The 26,895-nt window shown below is 64.0% G+C and carries 26 protein-coding genes, 1 tRNA gene and 1 pseudogene; 10 read left to right on the top strand and 18 right to left on the bottom strand.

Translation table 11 applies throughout. The features are described 5' to 3' along the window. Window positions 1-28: 28 nt before the first annotated feature. From ACNS84_RS03870 to ACNS84_RS03860, 3 genes are all read right to left on the bottom strand, one after another. Window positions 29-2,890 (bottom strand): UvrD-helicase domain-containing protein, encoded by a 2,862-nt coding sequence (locus ACNS84_RS03870; protein ID WP_435073518.1) that lies wholly within the window; start codon window positions 2,888-2,890, stop codon window positions 29-31. After that, complete coding sequence (locus tag ACNS84_RS03865) at window positions 2,887-5,475, bottom strand: PD-(D/E)XK nuclease family protein (RefSeq protein WP_435073517.1); 2,589 nt, start codon at window positions 5,473-5,475, stop codon at window positions 2,887-2,889. The genes ACNS84_RS03870 and ACNS84_RS03865 overlap by 4 nt, the downstream gene beginning before the upstream one ends. Before the next feature lie 634 nt (window positions 5,476-6,109). Beyond that, the gene (locus ACNS84_RS03860) at window positions 6,110-6,787 is read right to left on the bottom strand and encodes a ribonuclease H-like domain-containing protein (protein ID WP_435073516.1); all 678 of its coding nucleotides are present in this window, start codon (window positions 6,785-6,787) and stop codon (window positions 6,110-6,112) included. 346 nt (window positions 6,788-7,133) lie between these two features. Here ACNS84_RS03860 and ACNS84_RS03855 point away from each other — a divergent pair, with 346 nt between their 5' ends. Further along, complete coding sequence (locus ACNS84_RS03855; RefSeq protein WP_435073515.1) at window positions 7,134-7,916, top strand: CPBP family glutamic-type intramembrane protease; 783 nt, start codon at window positions 7,134-7,136, stop codon at window positions 7,914-7,916. 204 nt (window positions 7,917-8,120) lie between these two features. Here ACNS84_RS03855 and ACNS84_RS03850 read toward each other — a convergent pair whose 3' ends face one another. The 3 genes from ACNS84_RS03850 to ACNS84_RS03840 form a co-directional block, all read right to left on the bottom strand. Beyond that, window positions 8,121-9,308, bottom strand: coding sequence for an LEA/WHy family protein (locus tag ACNS84_RS03850; RefSeq protein ID WP_435073514.1), 1,188 nt, complete (start codon window positions 9,306-9,308; stop codon window positions 8,121-8,123). 74 nt (window positions 9,309-9,382) lie between these two features. After that, complete coding sequence (locus ACNS84_RS03845; protein ID WP_435073513.1) at window positions 9,383-9,580, bottom strand: DUF5800 family protein; 198 nt, start codon at window positions 9,578-9,580, stop codon at window positions 9,383-9,385. A gap of 80 nt (window positions 9,581-9,660) precedes the next feature. Continuing rightward, on the bottom strand, window positions 9,661-9,843 hold the full coding sequence (locus ACNS84_RS03840) for a DUF5786 family protein (protein ID WP_435073512.1): 183 nt from the start codon (window positions 9,841-9,843) through the stop codon (window positions 9,661-9,663). 197 nt (window positions 9,844-10,040) lie between these two features. Between ACNS84_RS03840 and ACNS84_RS03835 the strand changes: the two genes are divergently transcribed. The 3 genes from ACNS84_RS03835 (at window position 10,041) to ACNS84_RS03825 (ending at window position 12,559) form a co-directional block, all read left to right on the top strand. After that, window positions 10,041-11,336 (top strand): polymer-forming cytoskeletal protein, encoded by a 1,296-nt coding sequence (locus ACNS84_RS03835; RefSeq protein WP_435073511.1) that lies wholly within the window; start codon window positions 10,041-10,043, stop codon window positions 11,334-11,336. A gap of 165 nt (window positions 11,337-11,501) precedes the next feature. Continuing rightward, window positions 11,502-12,011 (top strand): thiamine pyrophosphate-binding protein, encoded by a 510-nt coding sequence (locus ACNS84_RS03830; RefSeq protein WP_435073510.1) that lies wholly within the window; start codon window positions 11,502-11,504, stop codon window positions 12,009-12,011. Then, complete coding sequence (locus tag ACNS84_RS03825) at window positions 12,011-12,559, top strand: thiamine pyrophosphate-dependent enzyme (RefSeq protein WP_435073509.1); 549 nt, start codon at window positions 12,011-12,013, stop codon at window positions 12,557-12,559. Before ACNS84_RS03830 ends, ACNS84_RS03825 begins: the two co-directional genes overlap by 1 nt. 217 nt (window positions 12,560-12,776) lie before the next feature. On the opposite strand, the gene ACNS84_RS03820 is transcribed toward ACNS84_RS03825, so the two are convergent. Next, on the bottom strand, window positions 12,777-13,241 hold the full coding sequence (locus ACNS84_RS03820) for a hypothetical protein (protein WP_435073508.1): 465 nt from the start codon (window positions 13,239-13,241) through the stop codon (window positions 12,777-12,779). A gap of 97 nt (window positions 13,242-13,338) precedes the next feature. Continuing rightward, window positions 13,339-14,103, bottom strand: coding sequence for a ribonuclease H-like domain-containing protein (locus tag ACNS84_RS03815; RefSeq protein ID WP_435073507.1), 765 nt, complete (start codon window positions 14,101-14,103; stop codon window positions 13,339-13,341). A 122-nt stretch (window positions 14,104-14,225) separates the two neighbouring features. Between ACNS84_RS03815 and ACNS84_RS03810 the strand changes: the two genes are divergently transcribed. Next, the gene (locus tag ACNS84_RS03810) at window positions 14,226-14,966 is read left to right on the top strand and encodes an SOS response-associated peptidase (protein WP_435073506.1); all 741 of its coding nucleotides are present in this window, start codon (window positions 14,226-14,228) and stop codon (window positions 14,964-14,966) included. Between the two features lie 71 nt (window positions 14,967-15,037). Here the strand turns inward: ACNS84_RS03810 and ACNS84_RS03805 are convergent, their stop codons facing one another. Beyond that, window positions 15,038-15,892 carry a ZIP family metal transporter gene (locus ACNS84_RS03805; protein WP_435073505.1) on the bottom strand — a complete coding sequence of 285 codons (855 nt, stop codon included), beginning with the start codon at window positions 15,890-15,892 and terminating at the stop codon, window positions 15,038-15,040. Between the two features lie 9 nt (window positions 15,893-15,901). Between ACNS84_RS03805 and ACNS84_RS03800 the strand changes: the two genes are divergently transcribed. Continuing rightward, on the top strand, window positions 15,902-16,051 hold the full coding sequence (locus ACNS84_RS03800) for a hypothetical protein (RefSeq protein WP_435073504.1): 150 nt from the start codon (window positions 15,902-15,904) through the stop codon (window positions 16,049-16,051). 21 nt (window positions 16,052-16,072) lie between these two features. Here ACNS84_RS03800 and ACNS84_RS03795 read toward each other — a convergent pair whose 3' ends face one another. From ACNS84_RS03795 to ACNS84_RS03780, 4 genes are all read right to left on the bottom strand, one after another. Further along, the gene (locus ACNS84_RS03795; protein WP_435073503.1) at window positions 16,073-17,521 is read right to left on the bottom strand and encodes a small ribosomal subunit Rsm22 family protein; all 1,449 of its coding nucleotides are present in this window, start codon (window positions 17,519-17,521) and stop codon (window positions 16,073-16,075) included. Between the two features lie 25 nt (window positions 17,522-17,546). Next, window positions 17,547-18,320 carry an NAD(P)-binding domain-containing protein gene (locus ACNS84_RS03790; protein WP_435073502.1) on the bottom strand — a complete coding sequence of 258 codons (774 nt, stop codon included), beginning with the start codon at window positions 18,318-18,320 and terminating at the stop codon, window positions 17,547-17,549. Between the two features lie 53 nt (window positions 18,321-18,373). Continuing rightward, a complete protein-coding gene (locus ACNS84_RS03785) occupies window positions 18,374-19,621 on the bottom strand; it encodes an MFS transporter (RefSeq protein WP_435073501.1) in 1,248 nt (415 codons plus the stop codon). 108 nt (window positions 19,622-19,729) lie between these two features. Then, a complete protein-coding gene (locus ACNS84_RS03780; RefSeq protein WP_435073500.1) occupies window positions 19,730-20,398 on the bottom strand; it encodes a thioredoxin domain-containing protein in 669 nt (222 codons plus the stop codon). 113 nt (window positions 20,399-20,511) lie between these two features. On the opposite strand from ACNS84_RS03780, the pseudogene ACNS84_RS03775 reads away from it, so the two are divergent. Beyond that, window positions 20,512-20,805 (top strand): annotated as a pseudogene (locus tag ACNS84_RS03775) (DUF5779 family protein); the annotation flags it as partial. A 127-nt stretch (window positions 20,806-20,932) separates the two neighbouring features. After that, a complete protein-coding gene (locus tag ACNS84_RS03770) occupies window positions 20,933-21,907 on the top strand; it encodes a nucleotidyltransferase family protein (RefSeq protein ID WP_435073499.1) in 975 nt (324 codons plus the stop codon). Here ACNS84_RS03770 and ACNS84_RS03765 read toward each other — a convergent pair. After that, window positions 21,904-22,155: a DUF8145 family protein gene (locus ACNS84_RS03765; protein WP_435073498.1), complete on the bottom strand. Its 252-nt coding sequence runs from the start codon at window positions 22,153-22,155 to the stop codon at window positions 21,904-21,906. The two genes, ACNS84_RS03770 and ACNS84_RS03765, sit on opposite strands and share 4 nt — an antisense overlap. 65 nt (window positions 22,156-22,220) lie before the next feature. Further along, the gene (locus ACNS84_RS03760; protein ID WP_435073497.1) at window positions 22,221-23,687 is read right to left on the bottom strand and encodes a DHH family phosphoesterase; all 1,467 of its coding nucleotides are present in this window, start codon (window positions 23,685-23,687) and stop codon (window positions 22,221-22,223) included. 222 nt (window positions 23,688-23,909) lie between these two features. Between ACNS84_RS03760 and ACNS84_RS03755 the strand changes: the two genes are divergently transcribed. Beyond that, window positions 23,910-23,983: transfer RNA gene (locus ACNS84_RS03755), tRNA-Lys, on the top strand. A gap of 73 nt (window positions 23,984-24,056) precedes the next feature. Beyond that, window positions 24,057-24,428: a hypothetical protein gene (locus ACNS84_RS03750; RefSeq protein WP_435073496.1), complete on the top strand. Its 372-nt coding sequence runs from the start codon at window positions 24,057-24,059 to the stop codon at window positions 24,426-24,428. 155 nt (window positions 24,429-24,583) lie between these two features. Here ACNS84_RS03750 and ACNS84_RS03745 read toward each other — a convergent pair whose 3' ends face one another. The 3 genes from ACNS84_RS03745 to ACNS84_RS03735 form a co-directional block, all read right to left on the bottom strand. Continuing rightward, window positions 24,584-24,940, bottom strand: coding sequence for a DsrE family protein (locus ACNS84_RS03745; protein ID WP_435073495.1), 357 nt, complete (start codon window positions 24,938-24,940; stop codon window positions 24,584-24,586). A 68-nt stretch (window positions 24,941-25,008) separates the two neighbouring features. Next, a complete protein-coding gene (locus ACNS84_RS03740; protein ID WP_435073494.1) occupies window positions 25,009-26,319 on the bottom strand; it encodes a TRAP transporter large permease in 1,311 nt (436 codons plus the stop codon). Continuing rightward, window positions 26,316-26,891 (bottom strand): TRAP transporter small permease, encoded by a 576-nt coding sequence (locus ACNS84_RS03735; protein ID WP_435073493.1) that lies wholly within the window; start codon window positions 26,889-26,891, stop codon window positions 26,316-26,318. Before ACNS84_RS03735 ends, ACNS84_RS03740 begins: the two co-directional genes overlap by 4 nt. Window positions 26,892-26,895 lie beyond the last annotated feature (4 nt).

Below are 26,895 nucleotides of genomic sequence, written 5' to 3'. Positions count from 1 at the left end.
TTCAAGGAAAGTCTGATTTGCGGTATGACTATTCGACAACGCTGGCGTCTCCACGCTGTCCTCGACCAATTAGTTCGACTAGGTCCGTTTTCGAGAGTGGATCAATAGCAACACGGTCCCCTTGTGCAGTATAGAAGAGCTCTGCGGTCACCTCTCGATCAGAGAACCATTCATTCAGGACGTGATAGTACACGCTGAGTTGCTTCCGATACTCATCCTCGGCGTGCCGCCCGAGGTCAGTTTTGAAGTCGATAATCTCGACAGTATCGGGACGGATATGAACGAGGTCGACGATTCCAGAGATAGTGACCTGCTCGCCGTCGACGGTGAGGGGCAGATACGCATCCTCCTCAACTCGTAGTTCACCATCGAGCGAATCTGTAAGCGACTTGAGGTGACGTTCATCGTCGTTCGAGGGCTCGACGTCTCCTTCCAGTATGTACCGCTCAGCGAACTCGTGGGTCTGCGTTCCGAACGCTGTCCCTCTCCCGTCATCGATATTCTCAAACACAGCGTCACGCATCAGCGTATGTGGTGAGTGACCGACTGGACCATCCGGCGTCGGCACAGCAATCTGCAGGTTTGCCTGCGTCGTCTCGTCGATATCGTCTTCCTGAACGTTGGGTTCCAGTTCCTCGAGGTCGACCGGAAGCGATTCGATGAACGTGTTTGGGCTCTCGCCTGCAGCGAACACGAGATGGCTCTCAGCCCGCGTCATCGCGACATAGAGCAAGCGTCGCTCCTCATCGTAGCCACGCGGCAGGCACGTTCGAAGGGTGTCGGCCCGCCAGTTGTCGTGAATGTGTGGATACCCGTGATCATCGGCGTAGAGTTTCCGCTGGCGGATCCCGATCGGATCGTCGAACGTGATCGCGTTACTGTTCCCGCCTGACGGTGGGAAGCAATGGGAGTTCATGTTCGCGAGCACGACAATGGGGTGCTCGAGTCCCTTGGCCGCGTGGATGGTCTGGACCGTCACCGAATTCACACCGGCGCTCGCGTGGACCTCGTGGGTGCTTCCGTCTTCGATGCCGCGTTCGATGAATCGGATGAGGTCACCTCGTGTCAATGTCGTCGCGCTGTGGACGGACTGAATCGTCGTCAGCAGCACGTCGGCATAGGCCCCGTCGTAGTCGTACTGGGAGAACACACGCTGGGCAACCCCACCGACCGTCTCCAGTGACGCAAGCTCCGACTTGAACGCCTGCATGTTGGTGGGGTACTCCTCGCTATCGAGGACGTGTTTGACTTCGTCGAGCGTGTAGCCGGCCTCCTCAAGCACGACTGCCCATCCGCGCTCCGTGTCGGAGTCGAGGATCCGCAGCCACGCCAGAAGAAGCTTCGCCGGGTCAGACCGGAACAACTCGATGCCCCCCTCGTACGCCACCGGCAATCCATACGCCTCGGCGACAGAGAGGAGTTCCCGGCCGAAGTCACGAGTTCGGGTGAGGACGGCGATGTCACCGTACTCTGGCAGACGACGGTTCCCATCCTCCTCGACCTGATACGCCTCGTTCCCGACGATTTCCTGAATCTTGGTCAGAACGGCTTCGTGTTCGTCTTCGTGTTGAATCGCCTCTATCTGAGAGTTCTCGTGCGATGCGTTCGAGGAGAGAGACACAATTCTATCTCGGACGGCCGCCTCGTCGACGTCGTCCTTGTTCGCAGCGGGCGTGACCAGGCTGTGCTCGGAGAAGTCGAGGATGGCCTGCGTCGATCGATAGTTCTCGACGAGTTCGATATCGATGATCGGGCGTGTCGCCCACGGTACTCGCTCGTAGTCTTCGTTCAACTCCTCCACAAACCGATCCAGTCGGGACTCGAATTCGGTAATGTTCTCGACGGCGGCATACTGGAACGAGTAGATGCTCTGTTTCCAGTCGCCGACGACACAGATGTTGTTCGTCTCCGCGAGCAGGAGTGCGAGTTTGAACTGAATCTCGCTTGAGTCCTGAAACTCGTCGATCATCACGTACTCGAAAGCGATGTCGTCGCGGAGTCGGTGGTCGTCACAGAGCAGGACGAACGCGAACAGTTGAAGAAAGCTGAAGTTGAGGTAATTCCGACTGAGTGCGAACTCAAGGTACTCGTGGTAGACGTCGTGAACGAAGTTCTTGAGACCCTCTCGCTGTTCCTCGAACGCCAGTCGTGCGACGGCAGCGGGAACTTGCTTCTCTCCCCATCCGCCACGGATCTCGTCTTCCTCGGGCGCATCTGGGAGGTAGCACTTATCTTTCCCGTAGCCTCCGAGTTTCGAGCGAAGCTTTGACTGTTTGTTTCCGTCGTTCCGAGGCTGGTTCAGCTCGTCGAAAATCGCACGGAACGCCTCGAAATCACCGTCCAAATGCCGCTCGCCGTTTCGGTACCAGCTATCAGCCGTCGGGAACACACCCTTCGCTGCGAGCTGATTGATCAACCCGAGGAGTTCTATTGGCTTCTCGACGGCGCGGAAGAAGTCGTCGTACTCGGGGTGGTCGTCGCTGAATCGCCCGATGAATTCGCGGAACTTCGCCTTCTCGACGTTCTCGTCTTCGAGGACGCGTGTGGACCCCGTAATCCGGTCATCGATGCCGAGAAGCGTCGGGGTCTTGAATCCGTGCTCCATGAGAATGTCGTGACAGAGGCTGTGGAACGTCTGGATCGGTGCGTCCGAGAGTTCACGCATCCCGTAGTCACAGTGGGCGACGATTCGGTCCTTCATCTCCGCCGCCGCGTTATTGGTGAACGTCACGAGGAGGACGTCTTCAGGTTCGACGTCGTCTTTGTCGACGATTTCGGCGTATCGACGGGTGACGGTGAACGTCTTTCCGGTCCCCGCACCGGCGTCGACGACGTGAATGCCCTCTGTGCTGTCGATGAGGGCTTGCTGTTGGTCGTTCGGCGCGGTCATCGCGAACCATCCTCCAGGATGCAGTCTCGGTTATCCACGTATCGATAGTTCGGGTCGCCACCGAGTCCCTGAACCGGGAACCGCTCATCACCGGCACGGCGGTCGTTCAACTCCGAAAGTCGATCATGGACGAACTGCTCGAATGCGTCCACGTCGCCGGTGAAATAGTTCTGGTTGCGAATTCGAAGGAGGTGTCTCAGAGCCTGCTTACAGCCCTTCTTCACGTACTTGTAGTCGCCAACTCTCTCCGTCATCTGTTCCGTCAAGAGGCGAGCAAACATGGAGTCCAAGAGTTCGTCCTTGTCTCTCGTCTCCGGGAACTCGTGTACATCCAAGAACTCCTGATACTCTTGATACTCTATTTGGGAAAAGGTCTTGTTACAAGCGTTTGCGGCGTCTTCTTGGAGTTCGGTAAAGGTGTCTCGTCTCTCGATGTAACCCTCGTAAGTAACTGGGTAGTAGGTGACCGTCGTGAGACAATCGTCAAGAGACCCATCTCCAGTCACCACATCGTCGAGTGTCTCGAGGAAGTGGAAGAACGTGAATCGAAGTTCTTCATTCGGATGCTCGGTTCGCTGATGAGCAAGATACAGCAATGCTTGGAAGTTCGGTTTGTCGCTCGGTGGGTCGAGTGCGGAGTGTTTGACGATGGAATATGCCGACTTCTTTGTGCCACTCTTGTAGTCGAGGAGTCGGGCAGGGCTGTGAACGAGGTCGATTTTTCCCTTCAGTCCGAGGTCGGTGTTCTCGAACCAGCGTTCAGTGTGTGAGGCATCGATGGGACGGTCGTAATACTCGGCGAAGAAATTCGCCCCCCAACCACTGTCCGGCGTCGCCAAGCCGTCACCCTGGGGTGAATTTGCATCGAGAAACTCGACGATGGTCTGGAGACCGACACGGTATCTCGTGAGTCGGACCTCCCGGTCGACGCCTCGGAGGAATGGGTCTACCTCGTCGAGAATGACTGCTGCGACCTCATCGAGCGTGTCCGTCGTGATGACGTCCGGATGGGAGACGTAGAACTCTGCGAAGTCGTGGAACAGGTTCCCTTCCCTGAAGTACTCCTTGTCAGGGTTGTCGACGAGTCGACTGAAGAAGTAATCGCGGGGGGAGTTGACGTAGGTGTTCAGACTCGACTGGCTCAGTGCGGTGACCTTCTCAGGAGGAACGTCGAGTGGTTCTCTATCGAACCCGTCCTGCGTCGGTCGAAACGTTCGTGAGTGTTGCAGCGAGTCAAGGTCACTGAACCGGTCGAACTCCTCGTCGAACAGTTCCTCAAAATACAGGCACGGGGTGACTGGCGTCCCACCGGCGGTGTCCTGCACGAGGTAGTACTGGTCGACACCGTTCTGCAGGAGGAGCTGGAACTGCCTGATGTTCCGCTCGAACTCCTGATCTCGGTCGACCCACGGGCGACGAGGCGACGAATGCGTCCACCCTTCGTCGAGGCCGAGATAGAACACGACGGCGCGGTCGACGTGAGCGGCCGATTTCGCATCGGCCAATAGTACTCCTTCGTTTTCGCGGTCCACAGGCACTTCGTAGGACTGCAGATAGAACTCGAGACGGTCGACTGCTAGTTCGGTGACGGTGTCGTTAAGGAGGCCGAGCGTCGCGAGTTCCGCTCTGAAGGCGTCGAAAGAGGCGTCAGTGACTGCTTCGTATTCGTTGATGGCCTCCTCGAATGTGCGGGAACGAATCTCATCACGGAACTCTAGGATCCAGTCTACTTCCGGGCGGTCGAGGTCGTAGAGACGCTTCTCGTCGTGCTCGATGTCGACGGGCATCCCGAGCTGGGTAAGGAGTGGTCGAACGTCGCCTACTCGCGTATCTTGGCCAGCGTGGGCACTTCGAAGGAGCTGTAAGAATGCGCGATGCCGGGCATCATCATTGAACCCCGGGCCACCGTAGTACGGAATCTCTACAGCTTCCAACGCCGATTCAATGAGCGAGGAATACTGACTGGCTGCATCGAGGACGACAGCCACGTCGTCGGCGTTCTCCGGTGTGACCGTATCGAGGACAGCGTCGACGATCGCGGCTGGTGAGTCGAGAATGTGGAAGGATGGATGATCGAATGGCTCCTCGGAGAACGGGTCGATCGTCTCGTAATCTGGGGGAAGGATCGAGCGTTCGAGTTCGGTAAGCTGCTTGAAACCGACGACAGCGACCGACGTGTCGGCTTCGATACTGTACTCAGTGAGACGGGTAGACGTCGTGTCCATCTCGGCGATGCAGTCGACAGCGGTGTGCGTTGCCGCCGTCGCGAACTGTTCGTAGTCGAGAACGGCCTCCGCTGTTCCCTGGTACTCCCAGCATTGGAGGATGTTCCCGACCGCATAGGACGTCTCCTTCCAGTTGAGGTCAGTCGTTTGAATAATTTCGAGGAAGGCGAGTCGATCCTCGGCCTGTTCTCGGCGTCGAGCAGCCAGACGCCGTGGTGTGATCGCGAATGGCCCGAAGTGAGGTCGGTCAAGACGCCGGTTTAGGGCACTCGCCATCGGCGCATCCGGCACGAGCACAAGGTCGAAATCCTTGCATTCCTCGTAGAGAGAATCGATAGACTTCGCTCGTGTAATTGACACGGAGTATCGGACTCAGGTAGCTTTCAAAAATGTGTCGTCGGACCAGTCCAATCAGAAGTTCGGGATGAGTTCGATAGCCAGCGAGGGGGTTACCGAATACAAGAGAGATGACACCAAGAGAGAGGATTGCCGCTCCTCCACGACAATAGTCGTAACCACCGTGGCCGAATGGTCTATCAGTGGGAGCAAAAGAAAGGAGTGCAAGCCTTATACCAGAAAATAGATCCTTGTTGAACCGGCGAATTTGCTTCTCTTCGCATTCAGAGTCGTTCTTCACCCCAGTGATTGTGTCGTTCAGGTCCTCAATGCACCCTTGCATGAGGGGGAGGTAAAACCCAAGTCGATGGATGAGGGGGTGGAGTCTCCTGGCACGTCACAAAAGACCTCGTCCGGTCAGATACCATCATCAAGGAAAACCGTACCGTCGGTCGTGACGACCAGTTGGGTCGTGTCGTCGACAATCTAAAACCGCCTCTCCAGAATGGAGGAATCTCCGAGATACTCCTGAGTAGGCCATCAGGAACAGGGAATTCGCTCATCAGTCATGCAGTGTGGAAACAGATCGTCGAACTGTGTGAATCTCAAGGCAAGACCGTCGGGAGAGAGACCGTATCGTTTGACCTCAGAGGGAGGTTCACGTTTGGAATTCGCCGTGGAGACGGAGATGGACGGGATCGAACGGGAGGCCTTGATCGGCGCAGTACAGTGCGATGTTCGCTTCGAGATCGGTCGTTAAATAATGGTCGAGGACGCCACGGAACCGGCTAATTTCCTGTTCATCGCCGTCCGCAAGCGCGTCGAGGAACGCCGGGGCGAACTCCGTACCGAATCGCGTGTTATCCAGTGGAGAACCGTTCCAGACGGTCCTCGGGACCGGCAAATCGTAGCTATCGAGACACTCTTCGAGCGAGGGCCACTTGTCGTTCGGCCCACAGGCCTCTTTCCGGCCGGCGAACAGGTCGATATGCCGACCCGTCTCGTGTAGCCGCGGCGGTCCAGGGGCCGGGTCGAACTGAGCGCAACGCTCGGAGAGGAAGTCCATGTCGAACTCGATACCGTTGTAACTCACGAGCGTGTCGCCGTTGAGCCGGTTGATATACTCGACTGCCCGTTCCACCAGGTCGCGTTCGTCCGCCGTCGCAGGGTTCTCCCTGGCGAATATCCGGTACTGTGCCTCACTTGCGGACGATCCGATTTCGTGCTGGCCGACGCCGATGGCGACCGTCTCGCCCTTGGTGGGATCGTAGTGCGTCGTCTCGATGTCGAACGACACGATGTTGTGGTGGTCGCCGAAGTCGCCGTCGAACTTCATGTGCTCCGGGAGATAGTCCGCCCGTACAAGAACGTTCGGTCAGAAGGTCGAGTCTACCGATTCCGCAGCACGGAGAGTCCCGGCGAGAAATAGTCGGCCGACCTTTCGCACCACGGTGGGACGCCGTGACAGACCGTTGTGATAGTTGGGTTTATATTGTCAGTAAATCAACTACAGTAGGATACTGAAATGGCGTACAGTCACCACCGACGCCGAGTTACCGATGAGTCATGAACAGTCAGGGCGATCACTGAGAACACTGATACGGAACCGGCGTCTCACGTCGTTTTTCCTGCTGGCCTACGGTCTCTCGTGGGGGGTCGGTGCGGTTCCGGATCTGGTCGGAATGACACAACCATCGTGGCCCAGTTGGTTTCTTGAGGGATTTCTCGGTGCGCTCGCTCCCTCTGTCGCGGCCGCGATCGTCATCGCCGCGAGCGGAGAGAGCGTACGGGCCTGGTTCAAGAGCGTCGCGACGGTTCGCGTCCCTCTCAGGTGGTACGCGGCCGCCATCGGCATCCCGTTCGCCATCGTCTACGCCACCGGTGTCGTCTCCTGGGCGTTGGGTGGCCCCGTCGATTGGGCAGCCTTTGAGATCAGCCTCACCACAATCGTCTTCAGTATCGTCATCGGGACGCTCATCGGAGGCGGCCAGGAGGAGTTCGGTTGGCGCGGGTTCGCCCAACCGGAACTCCAGGATCGATACGGCGCGTTCAGGGCCGCTGTCGTGATCGGCGTTTTCTGGGGACTGTGGCACCTCCCGCAGTTCCTCCCCGGCGGCTTCCGGGCCGATTGGCCGCCAGCGCTCATCGTGTCGTACTTCGTCGGTATCATCGGGTTTTCGGTGCTACTGGCGTGGGTGTTCAACGGTTCGGGCGGGAGCGCGTGGCTCGCAATGGTGATGCACGGCGCAGACAACGCCACACAGGGGCGGATTCCGATCGATCTCGGCGCCGTCGCTCCCGACGGCGTGTTGCTCCCCGAGACGCTTGTCACGATCAACGTCCCCCACGCCGTTCTGACGTGGCTCGTCGCGATGGCGGTCGTCGGCCTCGTCGGCACGGCATTGTATCGGGATCGGATTCGTGGACGTGTCGCCGGCGTCCCTCCTTCGCCGGGGAGCGACTGACCGTGGCAGGAAGTCGACTGAGGAGTTGTTCGCGGGGCGTCGCGGCGACGGGAGACCCCACGAGGAGCGCTCGCCGCTGTCCGCACGCGTAGCGGGATACGGCGTCGAACTCCCGACGATGCTGGCCGAAGGAGATTCAGGCGTCAGGGACCCGGCGGGTTGAGAGGCGAAACGGCGCTTGCCCGGTCGAGTACGCCGACTTATTTATAAGGGAATGATGCCGCCGTCGTCAGATTCGTTGCTGGTGGTGTTGTCCCCGTCGTCAGTGGTGTCGTCGCCGCTTTTACTCGTGTTTTCACCGCCGTCCACGGTGCCTCCGTCGTCGCTCGTGTTGTCCCCGTCGTCCGCGGTGTCCCCGCCATCGTCGGTCCCGCTCCCGTCGGCGTCTCCGCCCTCGGAAGCGTTCGCGTCTCGTACGTCCTCGCCCTCGTCGAAGATGTCGGTCTCGATCGTCTCCTCGTAGGTCAACGCGTCGAGCGGGACCGTGATCTCCCCGCCGCTCGGGAGTTCGACGACGGCGTAAAACTCGATGGTGAGGTCGCTCACCTGGTGGCCGTGTACCTCCTCGTCGAGGTGCGTGACCCACCACTCGTCGAGGTGACGGTTCTGGAGGTCCGTGGTGAACTCGATCGTCTCGGTGCTGCGCGAGGGGATCACGTACCCCTCAGCCGTGTTCCCAGACGCCATCTCGATCCCGTTCATCGTCACGTCGTACCCGATCTCGGTGATAGCGTACGGTTCGAGGTTCGGGTTGTACACGGTGAACGTCATGTCGATTGGCGTCTCGGACTCGCTGACGCTCCCCCACTCGCCCCGCGTCTCGTTGACGTACAGAATCGGGTCGTCGGTCAGCGCGCTGTCGGCGTTCACGGGCCGCGTCTCATCAGAGTTGAACTCACCGAGCAGATCGGTCTGTATCTCTCGGCTTCGGCTGAAATCGACGGTCTGACCGAGCAGATCCGAGGTGACGCTCGCGCCGATGTCGACCCTCGTCCGCTCGCCGTTGCGGATGTGACTGACCCACCACGGCGGGATAGCGTCGTTCTGCAGGTCCGTTTCGAGCGGGATCGTAGCGTTCCCGGTGCTGACGGTCACCCCGTCGCGACCGCCCTGAGCCATCCGGATGTCGTTCATGGCGATGGTGTAGTTCACCGAGACGCCGTCGAGTCCGACCCCGACGGGGTTCGGATTCGAGATCACGAGATCCGTCTCGACGGTGGTCGTCTCGTTCGTCACGTTGCCGAAGGAGTTGTCCATGTCCGCAACGCTCGGAACGCCAATTGCTCCGGCGGCGAACGCGCCGCCGACCGTCCCGACGACGACCAGGAGCGCGACGAGCGCGATCCGGCGCTTCGAACTCGCGAGCGCCGCGAGTACGGATAGTAGACCCATACACCGGGCAATCCAGTCGCGGTGGAAAACCGTACCGCTTCGGAGAGTGACGCGAGAATGACGCGAGAGTCGGCTTATAAAACGTCGCCGATACGCACGGGTTCGCCGTCCAACTCGGGTTCTGTGGCGACGATCTGTAACACCTCGTGGTCCGTGACGTCGCGGAATCCCTTCCCGGTCGCCTCCTCGATCAGGTCCTTCTCCAGTTCGAACTCGGTCCCCTTGTAGACGACGTCGACGCCGTCGTCGGTGAAGGTCAGCTCTGTGCTCATTGCCGGAGGTATGCGTCGATCGGATAAAAGGGGCGTGACACGGCCGCGGCCGGTGATCGGGACCGCTCGCACGAGAGCGGTTACTCGTCGTCGTCGTCGTCTTTCATCTCCGAGAGGCGCCCAACGAGGTCGTCGGTGGAGGCGCCGCCCTCGATGGACACCTCGCCGTCGTGGTCGTGTTCGTGAACGTTTACCGCTTCTTCAGCGTCGGTGTCAACGTCCTGGTCCTTCTGTTCGCTCTCATCGTACGATCCGAATCCCATACTCGCTGCTCCCGTGCCGGACTCAAAAGGGTAGTGACCTGCGGGCGCCACGCGTGGGAGCCACACGCGCGGCGGTCGCGGCTCGGAGGGTGTCGGGTGACCCGTCTGAGGTCGGCATCGCACGGGCAAGTCGCCTGCCGTCAGCCCTCCGTCAGACGGCCCACACCGTTTATAAGTGCGGAGGGAGTTCTCCCGTTGTGTCGCTGCGAGGAGACGGTCCGATAGAAGAGCTCGCGGTTCCGTCCGGGACGACCGTCGAGGAGCACGACCTCGTCGTCGACGGCGACGTGCTCGTGGGCGGCCAGTCAACGGTAGAGTTCGGCCTTCGCGGGCGCAACGTCGCCATCGGCGAGCGCGTTCACGTCGGGAACGACATCGAGGCCGAGGGCGACTGCCGGCTCGACACGTGGTGTACCGTCGACGGCAACGTCCTCGTCGGCGAGGACGCGTACCTCGGCGAACGAGTGACCGTCACCGGCCGACTGATGGTCTCCGGTGACCTCGACATCGGCGACGACGTGTCTATCGAGGAGGGGTTCGAGGCGAACGGCTGGATCGTCATCCGGAATCCCGTACCCACCATCGTGTTCTACTTCCTCGTCCTCTCGCAGCTTTTACGCGTCGGCGAGACAGACGCGGCGGACGAACTCGCCGAGGCGCTCGCCGACGGCGACGACGTGAGCGACCCCCTGTTCATTCCGCGCGGCGCCGAGATATCAGACGACGCGTGGCGCGTCTCGACGCCCGCGACCGTCGGCGACGACTGCCGCATCCACGGTAACCTGCGAGCGGAGTCCGTCCACGTCGGCGAGCGAAACGAAGTGTTCGGTTCGCTGCGCGCCCGCGAGGGCGTGACCGTCGGCGCCGACACGGTCATCCACGGCGACGTCACGACCCGCGGCGGAACGGTCACCATCAAGGCCGGTGCGCGGGTGCTCGGCGACGTCTCGGCCGGAGATCTCATCGTCCACGACGGGGCCGAAATCGACGGGGCACTCCGCGCTCGCGGAGAGATGAAACTGGTCCAGGAGACGGGGGACGAGGCGGCCGAGGCCGCAGCGGAAGCCGGCGATGAAGAGACGTCTACGGACGATGAGACGGCCGACGACGAGCCAGTCGACGAAAGCGACGACGAAGCGGGAGAAGACGACAACGAACCAGTCGCCGAAGGCGACGACGGAACGGGAGAAGACGATGACGAAGCAGTTGCCGAAAGCGACGACGAAGCAGGAGAAGACGATGACCCGGAAGCGGATACAGAGGATGTAGACGAGGACGACGACGACGAGGGCGATCACACCAGTGATCGAAGCACCGACGACGCGTCGACGGCCGACGAGGAGGACGGAGGAGAATCGCAGGCGGAAGAGCGAGATACTGTTGTCGATGGCTCGGACGGTGTCACCGAGACCGATCCGACCGCAGATACGGAAGACGAGGCGGAATCAGAGACGGCAGAGACGCCAATCGACCGCGACGCGGAAGCAACGTAGCCGTCGCCGAGCAAGTTCGTTCGAGCGGATCTGTTGAACGCCGAGCGTGGCGCCGTGTTTCCGCGGTCTCGCTGAATATGTTATCATACAATTGACTCTTACGCCCGGGGTTACGACTCTTACCTGCGTGAGAATCATTATCTCACCCCGTCTCTACCAGCAGGTATGAGTTGGGAAACAGCAATTGTCGACGGACTGATCGACGCGGAGATCGACTTTGTCACACAGCTTCCGGACGGTGCGATGGGCGCTGTACTGACAGGTCTCGAGGAAGCGGACGTGGACACGCTTCGGGTCGAACGCGAGGAGAGCGCGATCGCGGCGGCCTCCGGCGCGTGGGTGACCGGCGACCGTGCGGCGGTCATCTGTCAGTCGAGCGGGCTTGCGAACGCAATCAATGCACTCGGCTCGCTGTCCGTCCCCGCCCGGTTGCCGTTCGTCGCGCTCGTTACGCGTCGGGGCGGTCTCGGCGAGTTCAATATCGCACAGGTGCCGACCGGCTACAACCTCCCCGCGATGATGGACGACATGGGAGTGAGACAAACGGTCGTCTCGGAGGCGGGGTCGCTACGAAAGACGGTTCGAATGGCCACAGACACTGCGTTTTCGACGCGGACGCCGTACATCGTGTTCCTCGACGCAACCGTCACCGGCTACGGACAGGAGGCCCAGTGATGGCGGCCGACCAATTCGCCTGCACGGCCGCGGTGCTGGACGAGACTCCGGACGCGGTGGTCGTCTCGAATCTCGGCGTCGCCTCTTACGTACTCGCCGAGGTCGATGACCGCGACAGAAACTTCTATCTCTGGGGGAGCATGGGGTCGACGACTGCGACCGGAATCGGCGTTGCCCGAGGCACCGAAGAACAGGTTACGGTGCTCGCTGGCGACGGCTCGCTGACGATGTCGCTCGGCGTCCTCTCAACGGTGGTGACGGCCGATCAGCCGAACCTCACTGTCGTCTGTTTCGACAACAACATCTACGGAACGACGGGCGGTCAGGCCACTCCTTCGATCGATTTCGCGGCCGCAGCGGAGGCACAGGGCCTCCCGGCGGCCAGTGCCACTACAGACGAGGCGTTCGCCGATGCCTACGAGGCGGCAGTCGAACGCGACGGACCGTCGTTGATCCAGTGTGTAGTCGAGCCGACCGATCCCGAGGGGCGGCCGACGTTCGACTTTCCACAGATTCCCCGTCGCGTGCGCGACTCGCTGCGTGAGTAGCGGCACGTTTCGACACCGCGGGACGTGCGGGAGATCATGGGCCTCGTCGAAACGCTCCACCGCTGACGAGTCGCCGAGGTCGAGTTCGGACCGGCCGAATCAGCGGCAGTCCGAAACGACAATCCGAGACGTCTCTCGTCGCTCGGTGGCTACGGCGTCCGACCGCCCGTCAAGTCGCTTGGCCCACCCGCACTGCGCCGGTCCGATCGGTCGGCCATCAGTTCGTTTCCTCCAGCGCCGACTCGTAGCTCGCTTCGATGTGGGGGATAAGCGAGTCGAGCTCGGAACCGGCCTCGACGGTGATCTGCACCCATTTTGTCACCGTTCGCTCACCGGCTCGGAACGGCCCGACCTCGAACGTTTGCGCTACCCGTTCGCGGTGGTCGGCGGGAAGTCTCGTCAGCGCGACTCCGTCGGTGACGAGGACGGCAAAAAGCGTTCCCTCAGCCTGATACGAAGGACAGCCGAACATGGTGGTCGCAGTCACCGCGGGCCAGTCCAACACGATCTCATCGAACGCCGATTTCAGTGCCGCTCCCTCCTCTGTATCGAAGTACGTCATGTCGTCATCTCCTCGATCCGTCCGGAGTCGATAGGAGGGCGAGACGCAAAGCCTCAGCGCCGCCGACGATCGCCAGAAATCGAGTTCGAGGCCGACCCTGCAGCGGAGCGCTGTGACCACGCGGCCTGCCGTCTCGTCGCTATCGGGTGCCGAGCCGGATAAATCGAGGCGTGTTCTGCGACAATCTTCGTGGGTGGAGAATGGTGCTTTCGCCAGTCTACTGCTCGGCGGTCGCACCGACGAAGACGTCCTCGTGGAGCCGTTGAGAGACGACGTCCGCGAGCGTTCGAAGGTTCTCGGTGTCCTCGCGGTTGTACGACACCAGCGCGTCGAGCGCGTCGTCGTCGCCGCGCTCGTACTCGCGCCACAGTCGAACGGCGTCCCGCCCCGACAGATCCGGGCGGTCGCGGTCGATCCCGATTTGCTTCTCGATCGGTTTGAGCCCCCCGGAGAGTCCGATCCGCTTGCAGGGGTACATGAGGTCGAGGTGCGGCGTGTCGATGTCGATTCCGAAGGACGTCTCTAAGAACGGCACGTCGAACCGCGCGCCGTTGAACGTCGCGAGGAGGCTCGCACCCGCGAACTGCTCGCGGAGCCGGTCGGCGGTGAGGTCGTCGCCGGCGACGAGGGTCGTCGTCTCCCCGTCGCGATGGAAGCTGACGGTCGTTACTTGGTCGCGGTGTTCGTCCAGTCCGGTCGTCTCGATGTCGAAAAAGCAGGTCTCGTCTCGAAAGTTCTCGTAGAGCCGCCAGCGCTCCCCGCTCGGGAACGTGCGGTCGAAGTAGGCCGCGTCGCCGTCGTCGAGGTGCGTCAGTGCCTCGGCGATGAACGACTCGATCCGATCGGTCGTCGTGGAGCCGACGCCCGAAACGTCAACGCCGGGGTCGAACGACTCCCACGTCGTGGCGCCCTCGCGCCACAACCTGCGCTCCGTCTTCTCGCCGACCCCCTCGACGGGAATGAAGCTGTTCTCGATGCGCATAGCAGAGGGCGGCGACGCGCAGGCAAAAACCCGCCGGGAGGCCGTGACGGTGAGCGCGGTGCCGGCGACGCTGTCGTTCCCAAACTGTATTTAAGTGCTGGCGGGTGCAACAAACGGTATCCATGTGCGGTCGCTATACGCTCTTCACTGCCGCCGGGGACCTCGAAGCGCGGTTCGACGCCGACTTCGACGGAGTCGAGCCCAGCTACAACTGCGCGCCCGGCCAGAACCTCCCGGTGATCGCCGCCGACGCCCCCGACCGCGCGACCCGCATGAAGTGGGGGCTCACTCCCGCCTGGGCCGACGAGTCGTTCGACCTCATCAACGCCCGCGCCGAGACGGTTCGCGAGAAGCGGAGCTTCGCCGACGCCTTCGAACGCCGGCGGTGTCTCGTCCCGGCGGACGGATTCTACGAGTGGGTTGACGGCGACGCGGACGTAACCGACGACCGGTGCCGCGGAGACTCCGACAAGACGCCGTACCGGGTCGCCTTCGAGGACGACCGCCCGTTCGCGATGGCGGGCCTCTACGAGCGGTGGGAGCCACCGGAACCGGAGACGACGCAGACGGGACTCGGCGCGTTCGGAGGAGGGGTCGGAGCCGAGTTCGACGACGGCAGCGGGCCGGTGGAGACGTTCACGGTCGTCACGACGGAGTCGAACGACCTCGTCGCCGACCTCCACCACCGGATGGCGGTGATACTGGAGCCGGACGAGGAGGCGACGTGGCTCCGGGGCGACCCCGACGAGGCCGCCGCGCTGTTGGACCCGTACCCGGCCGACGAACTGACCGCGTATCCGGTGTCGACGCGGGTGAACTCCCCCGCCGTGGACGCCCCCGACCTGATCGACCGGCTCGCCTGAACGCGGCGTCCGTGACGGAGTCGGCGTATCTGACTCGGCACGGAGTCCGGAGCGGTCACCTCGGAGTGCGGTCAGGACGCCAGCGAAATATCCAGGTACAGCATGATGATGACGCCCGTCATGAGCCCGAGCGTCGCCACGCGCTCGTGACCGCTCCGGTGCGTCTCGGGGATGATCTCGTCCGAGATGACGAACAGCATCGCCCCCGCGGCGAACCCCATCGCGTACGGCAACAGGGGCTCGACCAGCGTGACGGCGACGGCCCCAAGCACCGCCAGCGGGATCTCGACGACCCCGGCTCGGAGCCCGGCGATCGCGGCGTACAGCCGGCGGTCGAGGCCGGCGTTTATGGCAGCCACGGAGACGGCCAATCCCTCGGGAATGTTTTGGAGACCGATGGCGAGCATCAGCGACAGCGCGCTCCCGAGCCGTGCAGGATCCGTCCCGGCCGCACCGAATCCCACGCCGACAGCCAACCCCTCCGGCATGTTGTGCAGCGTGATGGCGAGAATGAACAGAATGACGCCGGTCAACCGCTCGTCGGTGACGGGAAGCGCCTCGGTCGGGTTCGCCGCGTCCGTTCGACGAGACCCGGTGAGGAGGTAGTGCGCGTGGGGGGTAAGCGCGTCCGCCCGGTCGAGAAACAACGCGCCGAGCCCGACGCCGATAAGCGTCGGGATCGGGTTCCCGCCCGAATACTCCTCGATGCCCGGGAGGATCAGGCTGGTGAACGCGGCGGCAAGCATGACGCCGGCCGCGAATCCGAGCATCCCGTTGAGGGACCGCTCGGACGGGTCTCTCCAGACGAGAACGAGCGACGCCCCGAGGAGATTCATCGCGGCGATGACGACGCCGCCGACGAGCGCCTGCATCACTGGCGACGTCCCGGCGACTCGGACGAACGCCTCAGTGAGTTCGAGCGCCATCGTCTACCGGTGGATCAGATTCCGCTTATAAATAATCACCGGGGTTCGAAATGGATCGGCGCGGTTCTCGGCGGCGTGGTCGTCTGGTTCCCGTACGTCGCGGTCCGCGACGAAGGCGATCCGAACGGGTCGCTCGCGAACGCGGATCGACGGGGGTGACGCCGAGTCCCGGCGCCCCGGTCAACGCGCGACGAGGTCGACGACCGTCTCGTCGTCGACGACGACGTTGTACGCGCCCTCGTCGTCGTTCCAGAGGACGAGCCCGTTCTCGACGAAGACGACCGCCCCGTAGTCGGCCGCTCTGAGGTCCTCGTTGAGCACGGTTTCGCGCGTGCAGACGAGGTAGTGGTCCACGGTCTGTGACCCGTCGCCGACGCGGTACAGCGCGTTGTCGCCCGCGCTGAGGTCGTGGCTCAGTTTCACCGCGAGATAGTTCACGCGGTCGGTGACGTGGTTCTCGGAGTTCGCCATCCGGGCACAGCGACCGTCGTTCGCCGTGATGTCCACGCGGCGCTTCCCGTCGGGCCGCAAGATGGCGTACGCGAACTGGACGTCGACGTTGACGAACTCGCCCGGCTCGTCGGTCGCGCCGCGTGCGGCCGTCTCGTCGAGTCGTCGCTGGAACGCGGGGACCGCCAGGTCGTCGGCGACGTCGAACGACCACCCGCCGTCCGAGGGCGTCGCGTCCGGCCAGAGCCGGAGCGTCGGCGAGTACGTCTCGACGCCGGACTCCGGAGTCGCCACCGAGCGTTCAATCGCTCGGAGCCCCATCGCCGTGTTGCGGTCGGCGGGCGCGAAGGCGACGACGCTGCCATCGGCGGCGAGCCGATCGATCGCGGCCTCGACGACAGTGACTGGATCTTCAAGCTCTGAGAGGACGTTCCCGAAGACGACCAGATCGAAGGGGTCGTCCGTCGCGCCGTCCGCCGTCGCCGACTCGCCGTCGACGCCGAGGAACGACTCCGCCGTCGTTTCGTGGATCGTCGGCCGGAAGTTGCGGCCTGTCTCGTCGAGCAGTCGGTCGAGCACGTCGGCCGCGGCGCTCGGCTCCACGGCGTGATAGTCCACGACGGCGTCGTCGGGAAGGTAGTCGTGAAGCCCGAGCGCGGGCCCGCCGACGCCCGCGCCCACGTCGAGGACACGGAGCGTGCGGTCGATAAGGCCGTTCTCGACGAGGTCGTCGAGGACGTACCCGATGGTCGCGTAGTAGGCGGGGAGGTGGTATACGGCGTAACCGAGCGCCGCCACCCGGTCGTATTCCACGTCGTTCTCGTAGAGGTAGTCGGTCTTCAGCCGCCGGACGGCCTCTCGAAGCTTCTCACCCGACTCGCCACGGTGCCAGTTCGCGCCGAACTCCGCGACGAGGAGGTCCTCGACGGCGAACGAGTAGGCGTCGGGGAACGCGGTCGGAGCCCAGTCGGGGTCGGGGATCGGTTCCTCTGAGACTGGCTCGAAGCACCCGTCCTCGCGCTCGCGGAGTCTGAGATCGAACGCCTCCTCGCGGAGCGTTTCGCGGACGACCGCCGGGTGCGGCGTCCCCTCGATGTACTCCGCGATCTCCTCGGGGTCGATCGGTCTGACGTTGCGCAGGTAGTTGGCGTTGTTCCGGACCGCGTCTCTGTCTATCATGAAATCTCTCTCGTCGGCGTACCGCTCACTCGTGTCGCTCCCGACCCTCGCGGTCGCCGCGGGCCGCCTCGTACAGGTCGGCGAACGCTTCCGGGTCGGCGTCGGCGATCTCGCGGGCCGCGACAGCAACGTCGTCGGCGCCGTCGAAGGCGCGCTGGATCTCGGCGTACACCTCGGGCGCGCCCTCGGTGACCGTGTCGGCGACCTCGTCGAGCGCGGCGGAGACGGGCGTGTGGAACTCTTCGCGCACCTCGTCGCCCGCGAGTCGCCACGCGAGGACCGCCGCGTGCGCGCCGGCCTGCACCGTCTCCATCGCCCGGTCGTGCTCGGTCGGCGTGGTCTCGAACACCTGGTTGCCGCCCGCTTCGATCGCGGCCGAGATCCCATCGACGATCGGTCCGCCGTCGTCGACGACGCAGGCGACGTTGCCCGGGACGCGCGGCGGGGCGAAGAGGGGGTGATAGCTGGCTCGTTCCAGCCCTGGCGCGTGCTCGCGCATCGCCGCGACCGCGTCGGTCATCTCGCCGGAGACGTCCAGTATCGCCCGCTTGGCGCGGGGCGCGTACGCCTCGACCGCGGCCGGGACCGCCGACATCGGTACCGCGAGACAGACGGCGTCGTGGATCGTGTCGCCGTCGGCCGGGACCGTCGTCGCGTCCCGCGAGGCCGCGGCGTCGCGAGCGGTCTCGGGGTCGCGGTCGGCGAACGCGACGGTCGCCGACACCGGCGACTCGTCGGCCGACACCGTGTCGGCGATCCACCGGCCGATCTCGCCCGCGCCCACGACGAGTAGTTCCATCGGTTGTCGGGATGGAGGGGGTGCGAGGCTTAAAAAGGCTCGACTCGCGCGGCTTACTTCGAGAGCGACCCCTCGGCGCCCCGGAGCCCGAGGAGACCGTCGCCGGGCGCGATCGCGCGAACGGCGGGGAACAGCGCCAGCGCGATCGCAAGTTCGAGTCCGCCGACTACGAGGAACGCGGGCGCGTAGCCGAACGCGCCGGTGGCGGCGCCCCCGACGAGGAAGCCGGCGAGGAAGCCGAGCGAGCCGAACACGTTGAACAGCCCCATCGCCGCGCCGCGGGCCTCTGGCTCGACGAGATCGGTGACGAGTGCCATCGTCGCCGGCGCCATCAGCGCCCCGCAGACCCCGACGAGCACCATCAGGCCGGCCGCGAGGGGGTACGTCGGGGCGACGCCGACGCCGACCGTGACGACCCCGTACGCGATCGATCCGACGACGACGGGGAGGAAACGACCTACGCGGTCCGAGAGCGACCCGAGCGGCGACTGGAGGAGCGCGAACGGGACGAAAAAGAGCGCGAGCGTCGCCCCCGCGCCGGCAGCAGAGAGGCCGAACGTGCTGGGGTCCTGGAAGTAGTAGACGCCGACGAGCGCGAAGAAGCCGGCCGTGAGTCGGTCGACGAACCCGAACGCCAGCGGCACGAGGAGTCCGCGGGTCGTCCGCGCCTGCGCGAGCACCTCCCGGAAACCGAGGTCGGTCCCGTCTCGCTCCCCGTCGCTGGGGCTCCCGCCCGCCCTGTCGTCGACGGTCACCGCGAGCAGGCCCGCGCCCGCCAACACCACCGCGCCGGCGTACACCGGATAGAACGGATCGAGATCGGCGAGCGCGCCGCCGACCACGGCGCCGACCGCCGCGCCCAGTCCGATGGCCGTCCCGGCGGCGCCCATGTTTCGCCCGTGACCACCGCGCAGATCCATCAGCGACGTGATCGCGAGCGAGAATGCGCCGATAGTGAGCGCACCGCCGACGACGCGGACGACGAGCGCGGCGCGGAAGCCGAACCCGAACTCGGGGACCGCCGCGAGCGCCGCGTAGGAGGCGGCCCCGCCGAGCGCGCCGACGACGATCAGCGGGACCCGCTCGCCGAGCGCGTCGCTGAGGGCGCCCCAGACCACCGCGAAAGAGACGAACGCGCCGAACTCCGCGACGAGGAACCACATGCCGGCGTCGATGCCGGCGGGCGCTCCGAGCGCGACCACGAGGCTCGGCACGCCGGGATACAACAGCACCTGCGATATCAACACCGCGAGCACGACGGCGCCGAGCAACCGTCGCTCTCCGCGGTCCTCGTCGCTCATTGAGTTATAACCGGCGTCGGACGGACAAAAGGTCGGCGCCCCGGTCGGGGAGCCCGTCCGAACGGCTGGGACGACGACGGTCCGGTCGGTGACTCGGGGCGGCGCCGGTTACAGCGCCTCGTCGATCGCCGCCGCGATCGTCTCCGCCTCGTAGGTGTCGACCGCCTCGCCGTTCACGAAGATGGTCGGCGTGCCGGAGATCCCCATCGAGTCGCCCTCGCTCCGGTCGCTCATCGAGGCCTCCTCGTAGGCCGCGAACTGCGCGTCGGCGATGGCGGCGCACGGGTCGGCGCCGGCGGCCTCGGCGGCGGCGCCGATCGCCTCACCGCTGTAACTGCCCTGCGACTCGTACGCCGTCGAGGCGAACGTGAAGAACGCCTCGGAACCGTTGCGCGCGCCGACGCCGCGGGCCGCGCTGGCGACCGGGACGGCCCACGCCTCGTTGACGGGAATCGGGAAGTCCCAGTGCTCGTACCGGATCTCGCCGGAGGCGATGTACTCCTCGCGGATCGTCGGGAAGTGCTCCAGCGTATATGTGGCGCAGTGACCGCAGGTGAAGTCTTCGAACGCCTGCACAACAACGTCGGAATCGGGGTCGCCGATGACCGGCCGGAACTCGAGGTCCGGGTCCGCGGGTTCCGTGAGGTCGCAGTCGTATTCGCCCGTGTCGAGCGTGTTGCTACCATCGTCACCGCTACCGCCGCCGAGACATCCTGCCGCGCCGACGACGCCGATCGACGCCGCGCCCGCGAGCAGGGACCGCCGCGTGCGTTCCATATCCTCGCTGGGGTCGGCGCGCACTTAACGACTCCGCGACGGCCCGTGACACCGGTCGCCGAACCGGGGCTCGGCGTCCGAACGTTTTTGCCGCCCCCTCGCGACCCTGCAGTATGAGCGACTGGGACCTCGATCTGCGCGACGCCGAAGAGCAGATGGACGAGGCGTTCGCGGCCGCCGGAGACGTCGTCCTCGGCGTCCTCGACGGCACGACGGAGCCCGAAGAATGGGTCCGGAGCGTCGACTACGGCAACACGCTGGTGTTGTCGATAGACGGCGACCTCAACGAACTCGCCGCCGGCTTCGCCCGCGAGGTGAAGGACATGGGCGGCGAGCTGATGCACTTCCGCGGGTTCCTCGTGGTGACGCCGCCGGGCGTGAGCATCGACACCGATCGGCTGAGCGAGTAGGCGCGAGCAAACCCTCTCGCGTTCGCTCTGGTCGCGCCGACCGCGTCGACCGATCTCACCGATCGCGTGTCTGAGTGTTGAGACGAGCAAAAGAGGTATCACACCGGGGTGAGACGGAACTGGTATGAAAGCCGTCGTACTCGCGGGTGGCTACGCGACCCGACTCTGGCCAATCACCGAGCACCGACCGAAGATGTTTCTCCCGATCGGGAAAAACACCGTCATCGACGAGATCTTCGAGGACTTCGAGGCGGACGACCGCGTCGACGAGGTGTTCGTCTCGACCAACGAGCGCTTCGCGGACACCTTCGAGGAGTACCTCGCCGACAGCCCGTTCCAGAAGCCGACTCTCTCGGTTGAGGAGACGGTCGAGGAAGACGAGAAGTTCGGCGTCGTGGGGGCGCTCGAACAGCTCGTCGACCGCGAGGGGGTCGACGACGACCTCATCGTGGTCGCCGGCGACAACCTGATCAGCTTCGACTTGGGCGAGTTCGCCGACTTCTTCGAGGCGAAGGGGACACCGACGTTGGCCGCCTACGACGTCGAGGACCGCGAGCGCGCCAAGTCGTACGGGCTGGTCGAACTCGACGGCGACGAGGTCGTGAACTTTCAGGAGAAGCCGGACGACCCGAAGAGCACGCTCGTCTCCATCGCGTGCTACGCGTTCCCCGCCGAGACGCTGCCCGACCTCTCGACGTACCTCTCGGACGGCAACAACCCGGACGAGCCGGGCTGGTTCCTCCAGTGGCTCCAGGGGCGCGGACCGGTTCACGCGTTCACCTTCGACGGCGCGTGGTTCGACATCGGCACCGCCGACAGCTACCTCGACGCGGTCGAGTACGCCTTGGAGGGCGGCACGCTCGTCGCCGACGACGCGACCGTCGAGGGCTCCGACCTCGGGAACGTGGTCCACGTCATGTCCGGCGCGACCGTCACCGATTCGACGCTCGACCGCGCGGTCGTCTTCCCGAACGCGACCATCACCGACTCCGAGATACGCAACTCGGTGATCGACGAAGGCGCCACGCTCATAGGAGTGGATCTCTCCGGCGCGCTGATCGGCTCGCACACCTCGATCACCGAGGGCGACGACTTCTAGCGGCCGCCGGCCTCATCGCCGGTCTCACCACCGACCTCACCGTCGACCGAGACGTCCGTCTGCGCGTGTGTGTGATGGTAACAGTCGAGCGCCGGCGTCTCGGCCTCGCTCGCCGGATCGAAACAGACCCGCCGGTACCGCTCGTTATCGAGGAGATTGACGACGAACCCGTCGGCGTGGCGGGACACCGATTCGTAGGGGGCACCGCAGGCGGGGCAGGTCGAGGGCGGGTCCGTCGGAACGTGCATGATGGTCGCGGTGCTCCGTACGTGAGTGTGGGCACCGACGAGTAAAACGAATTCGGCGGATCGCGCTACGAGCCGTTGGCGCCGTCGCCGCCGCCGCCCTCGACGCCGAGCGCGTCGAACAGTTTCCGGCGGACGGCCTCCTCGGTGAGGTGGAGGAGGGTGTCGCGGTTATCGCCGCTCGCCTCGATTCCGGTGAAGATCCCGAGCGGGATCTCCAGCGACCCCTGCGTCGAGTGGCCGGCGGCGTCGCCCATCTCCGAGAACGCCTCGTCGAGCACGTTGCCGATATTCAGCCGGATGTCCTTCGAGCGCGCGGCGAGGTAGATGGTGTCGTCGGCGATGCCGAGGACGGCGGTCGTCGTGATCCCTTCGAGATTGAGGAGGTGTTGGGCCGCCTGCGCGAGCGCCTCGCGGTCGCGGATGAAGCCGGCCGTCGAGAAGAGGTGGCTCCCCTGTACCTCGCGGTTCTGGATCGCCTCCGCGAGCACGTCCAGCGTCTCCGGGCTCATCGACGGCGACTCCACCTGCTCGAGCGTGTCGTGGTTCGCGAACGGGTGGAGGTAGGCGGCCGCGGTCAGGTCGGCGGGCGTGGTGTCCCGCTTGAAGTCGAGCGTCTCGGCACGGATCCCGTACAAGAGGGCGGTCGCGACCGCCTCGGTCGGCGACTGGTCGAACTCCTGGAGGTACTTCGTGAGGATCGTCGAGGTCGAGGAGACGTTGGTCCGTACGTCAACGAACCGGGCATCGAACGGGACGTCCGCCTCCAAGTGGTCGATGTATATGTCGACCTCGACGTCAAAGTCTAAGCCGTCGTCGGCCGACTTCGCGAGGTCGACGGCGGCGATCGTCTCGTACTCGGAGAGATCGGGGGCCTCCGACCGCGCCAGCAGGTCGATCCCGAGGAGGTTGACGAACGCCCGGTTCTCTTGATGACCGACGTCTCCGGTGTAGAGGATGTCCGCCTCGACGCCGAACGCGTCCGCGATCGCCTGGAGCGCCGTGGCCGACGCGATCGAGTCCGGCTCCGGGTTGTCGTGGGTCAGGATCGCCATCCGACCGCCGTCCTGTTCGAGGATCTCGGCGAGCTGGCGGGCCATGTACTCCAGTTCGCCGGTCTCGAGCGACTGAAGCGCGCTGTCGGCGATCACCGTGGAGGGGTTGATCACCACGTCGGCTCCCCGGTCGCGAAGTTCGTCCTCGCTGACGGGGTCGGAGGCGCGGACGACGACGTAGTGGTCGCCGCCGACCTCGCGCACCGCCGACACCGCCGCCTTGTTCGCCTCCACGTCGCTAGCGAGAATCAACACGATGTCGCGGTCCGTCAGTTCGTCGACGACGTCAGGGTCGGAGATGTCCTGGACGCGGGCGTTGAGGTCCTGGTCGCGGAGCGCCTCGACGCGGCTCTCGTCGCGGTCGAGGATAAGCACGTCCTTGCCGCGACCCGTCAGCTCTTCGGCGACCGCGTGCCCAACGCTGCCACAGCCGAGGATCGCGTACTTCGTCCGCGCTGATCCGGATGCCCCACTACTCATTAGCCCTGATTTTTCCGGGACGACACTTAACGGGTGCGCTCTCCGCATGCGACGACGCCGGTCACACAGACGGAGTGCTGAGAGAGTGCTATCGGAGCGCACGACCGACGCATCAAGCGGACTGCACCACCGCCGTCGGTGACTCTCCGACAGCGCCGTATCGGGATGCCGGCGCCGTCGAATGAAAAGGTCTTTTACCTCGACAGGGGTTGGTTTGGATGAGGGCCGGTAGCTCAGTTAGGGAGAGCGACGGACTCTTAATCCGTCGGTCGCGTGTTCAAATCGCGCCCGGCCCGCTTCGTTAATAAAAGGCAGAGACCTCCTAGATACATTTTTCGGTCGGTTAGCGATTAGTCCGGAGGTGGCGTCATGAGCAGCGTCGATGGGCAGATCGACGTTGATCTCGACACCGACGAAAACGCCGCAATCGCAGTCGTCGAGGAGCGGCAAGAAGTTGAAATCGGAGAGCTGTTCAACGAGGACGACGAGCTCCGGCTCTGGCAAGACAGCGCCGGCTGGAGCGGAGCAGGCTACGAGCGCTGGCGGTCTACAGAGCACCGGCCGTACACGGCGACATCCGGGCGAGAAGACGTGTACGTCGCGCACCACCGGCTGCCGGCGGTCGTCGAGTGTTACCCGGTCGATGAGCCGATCGAGTCGGTGCTCGACGATCTCGCGGCCGAAGCCGAGGCCGATGCCTCCCACGTCAAGTACGGCCCGGCACGGAGTAGTCTTCGTTGAGTCGGCGGGGGTGCTGTCATAGCGAACAGGGGCGTGTCGCCCCGACCGATACCGGTGCCGGAAGGGAAATGGATATTTCTCGATCTCCAGATATAATTTCGCGAAAATCGATCTGGAAGGCGTCTAGATTGTGGGGGGTGGTGTCCGCGGCCGGGTTAGAAGGAGAGCGTGGTGTCGTGAGCGGCCGCGAGTCGGGGCACCGCGCGTTCGTCGTCCATCGTCGCCCAGTCGGCAAGGTCAGCCTCGTCGATGTCGCGGGCGGCACAACAGTCGCGTAGGGCGACGGCGTCCGCGAGAGCGTCGGCGTCGCGGAGTCGCTCGACAGTCTGCCCGACGGTGGGGAGCCCCGACGCGTCGATGGCGTGGCGGTCGGTGTCGGTCGTCAGGAGGTGAACGGCATCGGACATCGCCACGATGGACACGTCGTCGCCGTTGGCCAGTGCCCCCTTGGCGGCGACGAAGGGGAGAGCCGCGTCACCGTCGTCCGGGCCCGCGGTCAGCAACAGAAACATGGCTCACCGTTGGCCGGTCAGCTACATATATGCCGCGTCATACGACGAAGACCGGTCCCCGCGGAAGGTCAGCCCGCGGCGAGCACGTTCGCCTCGGGGAAGACGAAAAACAGCACAAGCACCGAGGTCAACACGACGAAGTAGGGGAAGGCGGCGCGGGCGATTTTGATGTAGTCGATGTCGGTGATACTGCTCATGATGTAGAGGTTGAGACCGTACGGCGGCGTGATGAAGCCGATGGCGTCGCTGATCATGAAGATCACGCCCCACATGAGCGGCGAGATGCCGAGGGAGAAAGCGGCAGGCGCCAAGAGCGGCGCGGTGAGGATCATGTTCGGAATCGATGCCAGAATCGACCCGCTCAGGAGCATGACGACGAGCAACGCGATCCCGACGAGAACGGGTGAATCGAGCGCCAAAATGGCGTTCGAGACCACATCTTGTAGGCTGAGAAACGAGAGGCTCTGCTGGATCATGATCGACGTGATCAACACCGGAATGATGATGCCGACGAGATAGACGGTGAGTTGGACAGACTCCGTCACAAACTCGAAATCGTCGATATGCCCGGAGAGAAATTCAGCTGTGACGACAAAGAGGATCGCGATGGAAGCCGATTCCGAGGGAGTAAACAGGCCGGTGAAGATGCCACCCAGCAGGACGACGATAGTGAGCAGGGAGTTCCGCGCCCGGAACATCGACCGAAGGACGGACGTGATGCTGAACGAGTAGTCGGACACCCCATAGTCACGCCGGTGGGAGATGACCGTTGCCGTCACGATGAGTCCACCGAGCATCAGGATGCCGGGCAGGATGCCGGCGACGAACAGTTCCGAGACGGAGAGATTGAACGTGACGCCGTAAAGGATAAAGAGGACGCTCGGCGGGATGATGATCCCCAGCGTGCCGCCAGCAGCGATCGTGGCGGCACTGAACACGGGGTCGTACCCCTCCTCGTTGAGTTCGTCGGTGAAGGCCTCGCCCACGGACGCCGTCGTCGCGGCGTTCGATCCCGTAATGGCGGAGAAGACCCCTGCGGTGACAAGCGCCGTGTTGGCCGAGCTACCGGGGAGCCACCCCGCAAGCGAGCGGGACAGGCTGATAATGTCGCGTGCGATCTGTAACTGGTTGATGAGGGCGCCGACGAGGATGAACAGCGGGACGGCCGTCAGCGGGAATGTCCAAAGCTGATAGTACGAGACGAGTGCGAGGTTCCGCAGACTGAAGACGGGGAAGACGAGGGTGAAGCCGATGGCCCACGTCGAGAACACCAATAGGATCGGTACCCCGACCACGAATAGACCGACGGCGCCGAGGGTCAGAACCGAGAGCGCGACGCCCGGAGGGAGGCCGGCGACACCAGCCTGTAGGGGGATCACTCGCCCACCACCTCGCCGTCCGCGTAGGTGATGTCGTCGCCGCGGCGAAAGGCGTACGTCACCCAGAGCATCTGCTCGGCGACACGAAAGAGCACGAGTGCGACGCCGACCGTCACCGCCAGATACGTGATTGCGTCGGGGACCGGCGTGCCCGTGATCGTCCCGCCACGGCTGAGGAAGTCGCCGAAGACGGGGAGGGAGTAGACGAACACGATGCCCGCGAAAGCGATCCAGCAGAGCCACTCGACACAGTAGACGACGTACCGGCCAGTGTTCGACAGATCGTCGAGTACCATCGTGAACCGCAAGTGATCCTCGTTGCGGATCACGTACGCCACGGAGAGCCAGGCGACCCAGACGAACATCCCGATGGCACTCTCCTGTGCCCACAGCGCCTGCTCACCGGTCAGGGTGCGCTGGATGACTGAGAACCCGATCACCAGCCCGTAGACGACGAGAAGCGTCCCGCCGAGGAAGAGCTCGAGGTTGCGCTCGACGGGACCGAGACGCGTCTCCTGCAGCCGCTCCGGGTCGAGGAGCATCCTGAGGTACCGGAAGAGTGTTGTCGACATCGGC

Origin of the sequence: Halorubrum wangae (genome assembly GCF_051194135.1) — an archaeon.
GTDB lineage: Archaea > Halobacteriota > Halobacteria > Halobacteriales > Haloferacaceae > Halorubrum.
The sequence above is the reverse complement of the archived record's forward strand: the minus strand, read 5'-3'. Positions and strand labels throughout refer to the sequence as shown.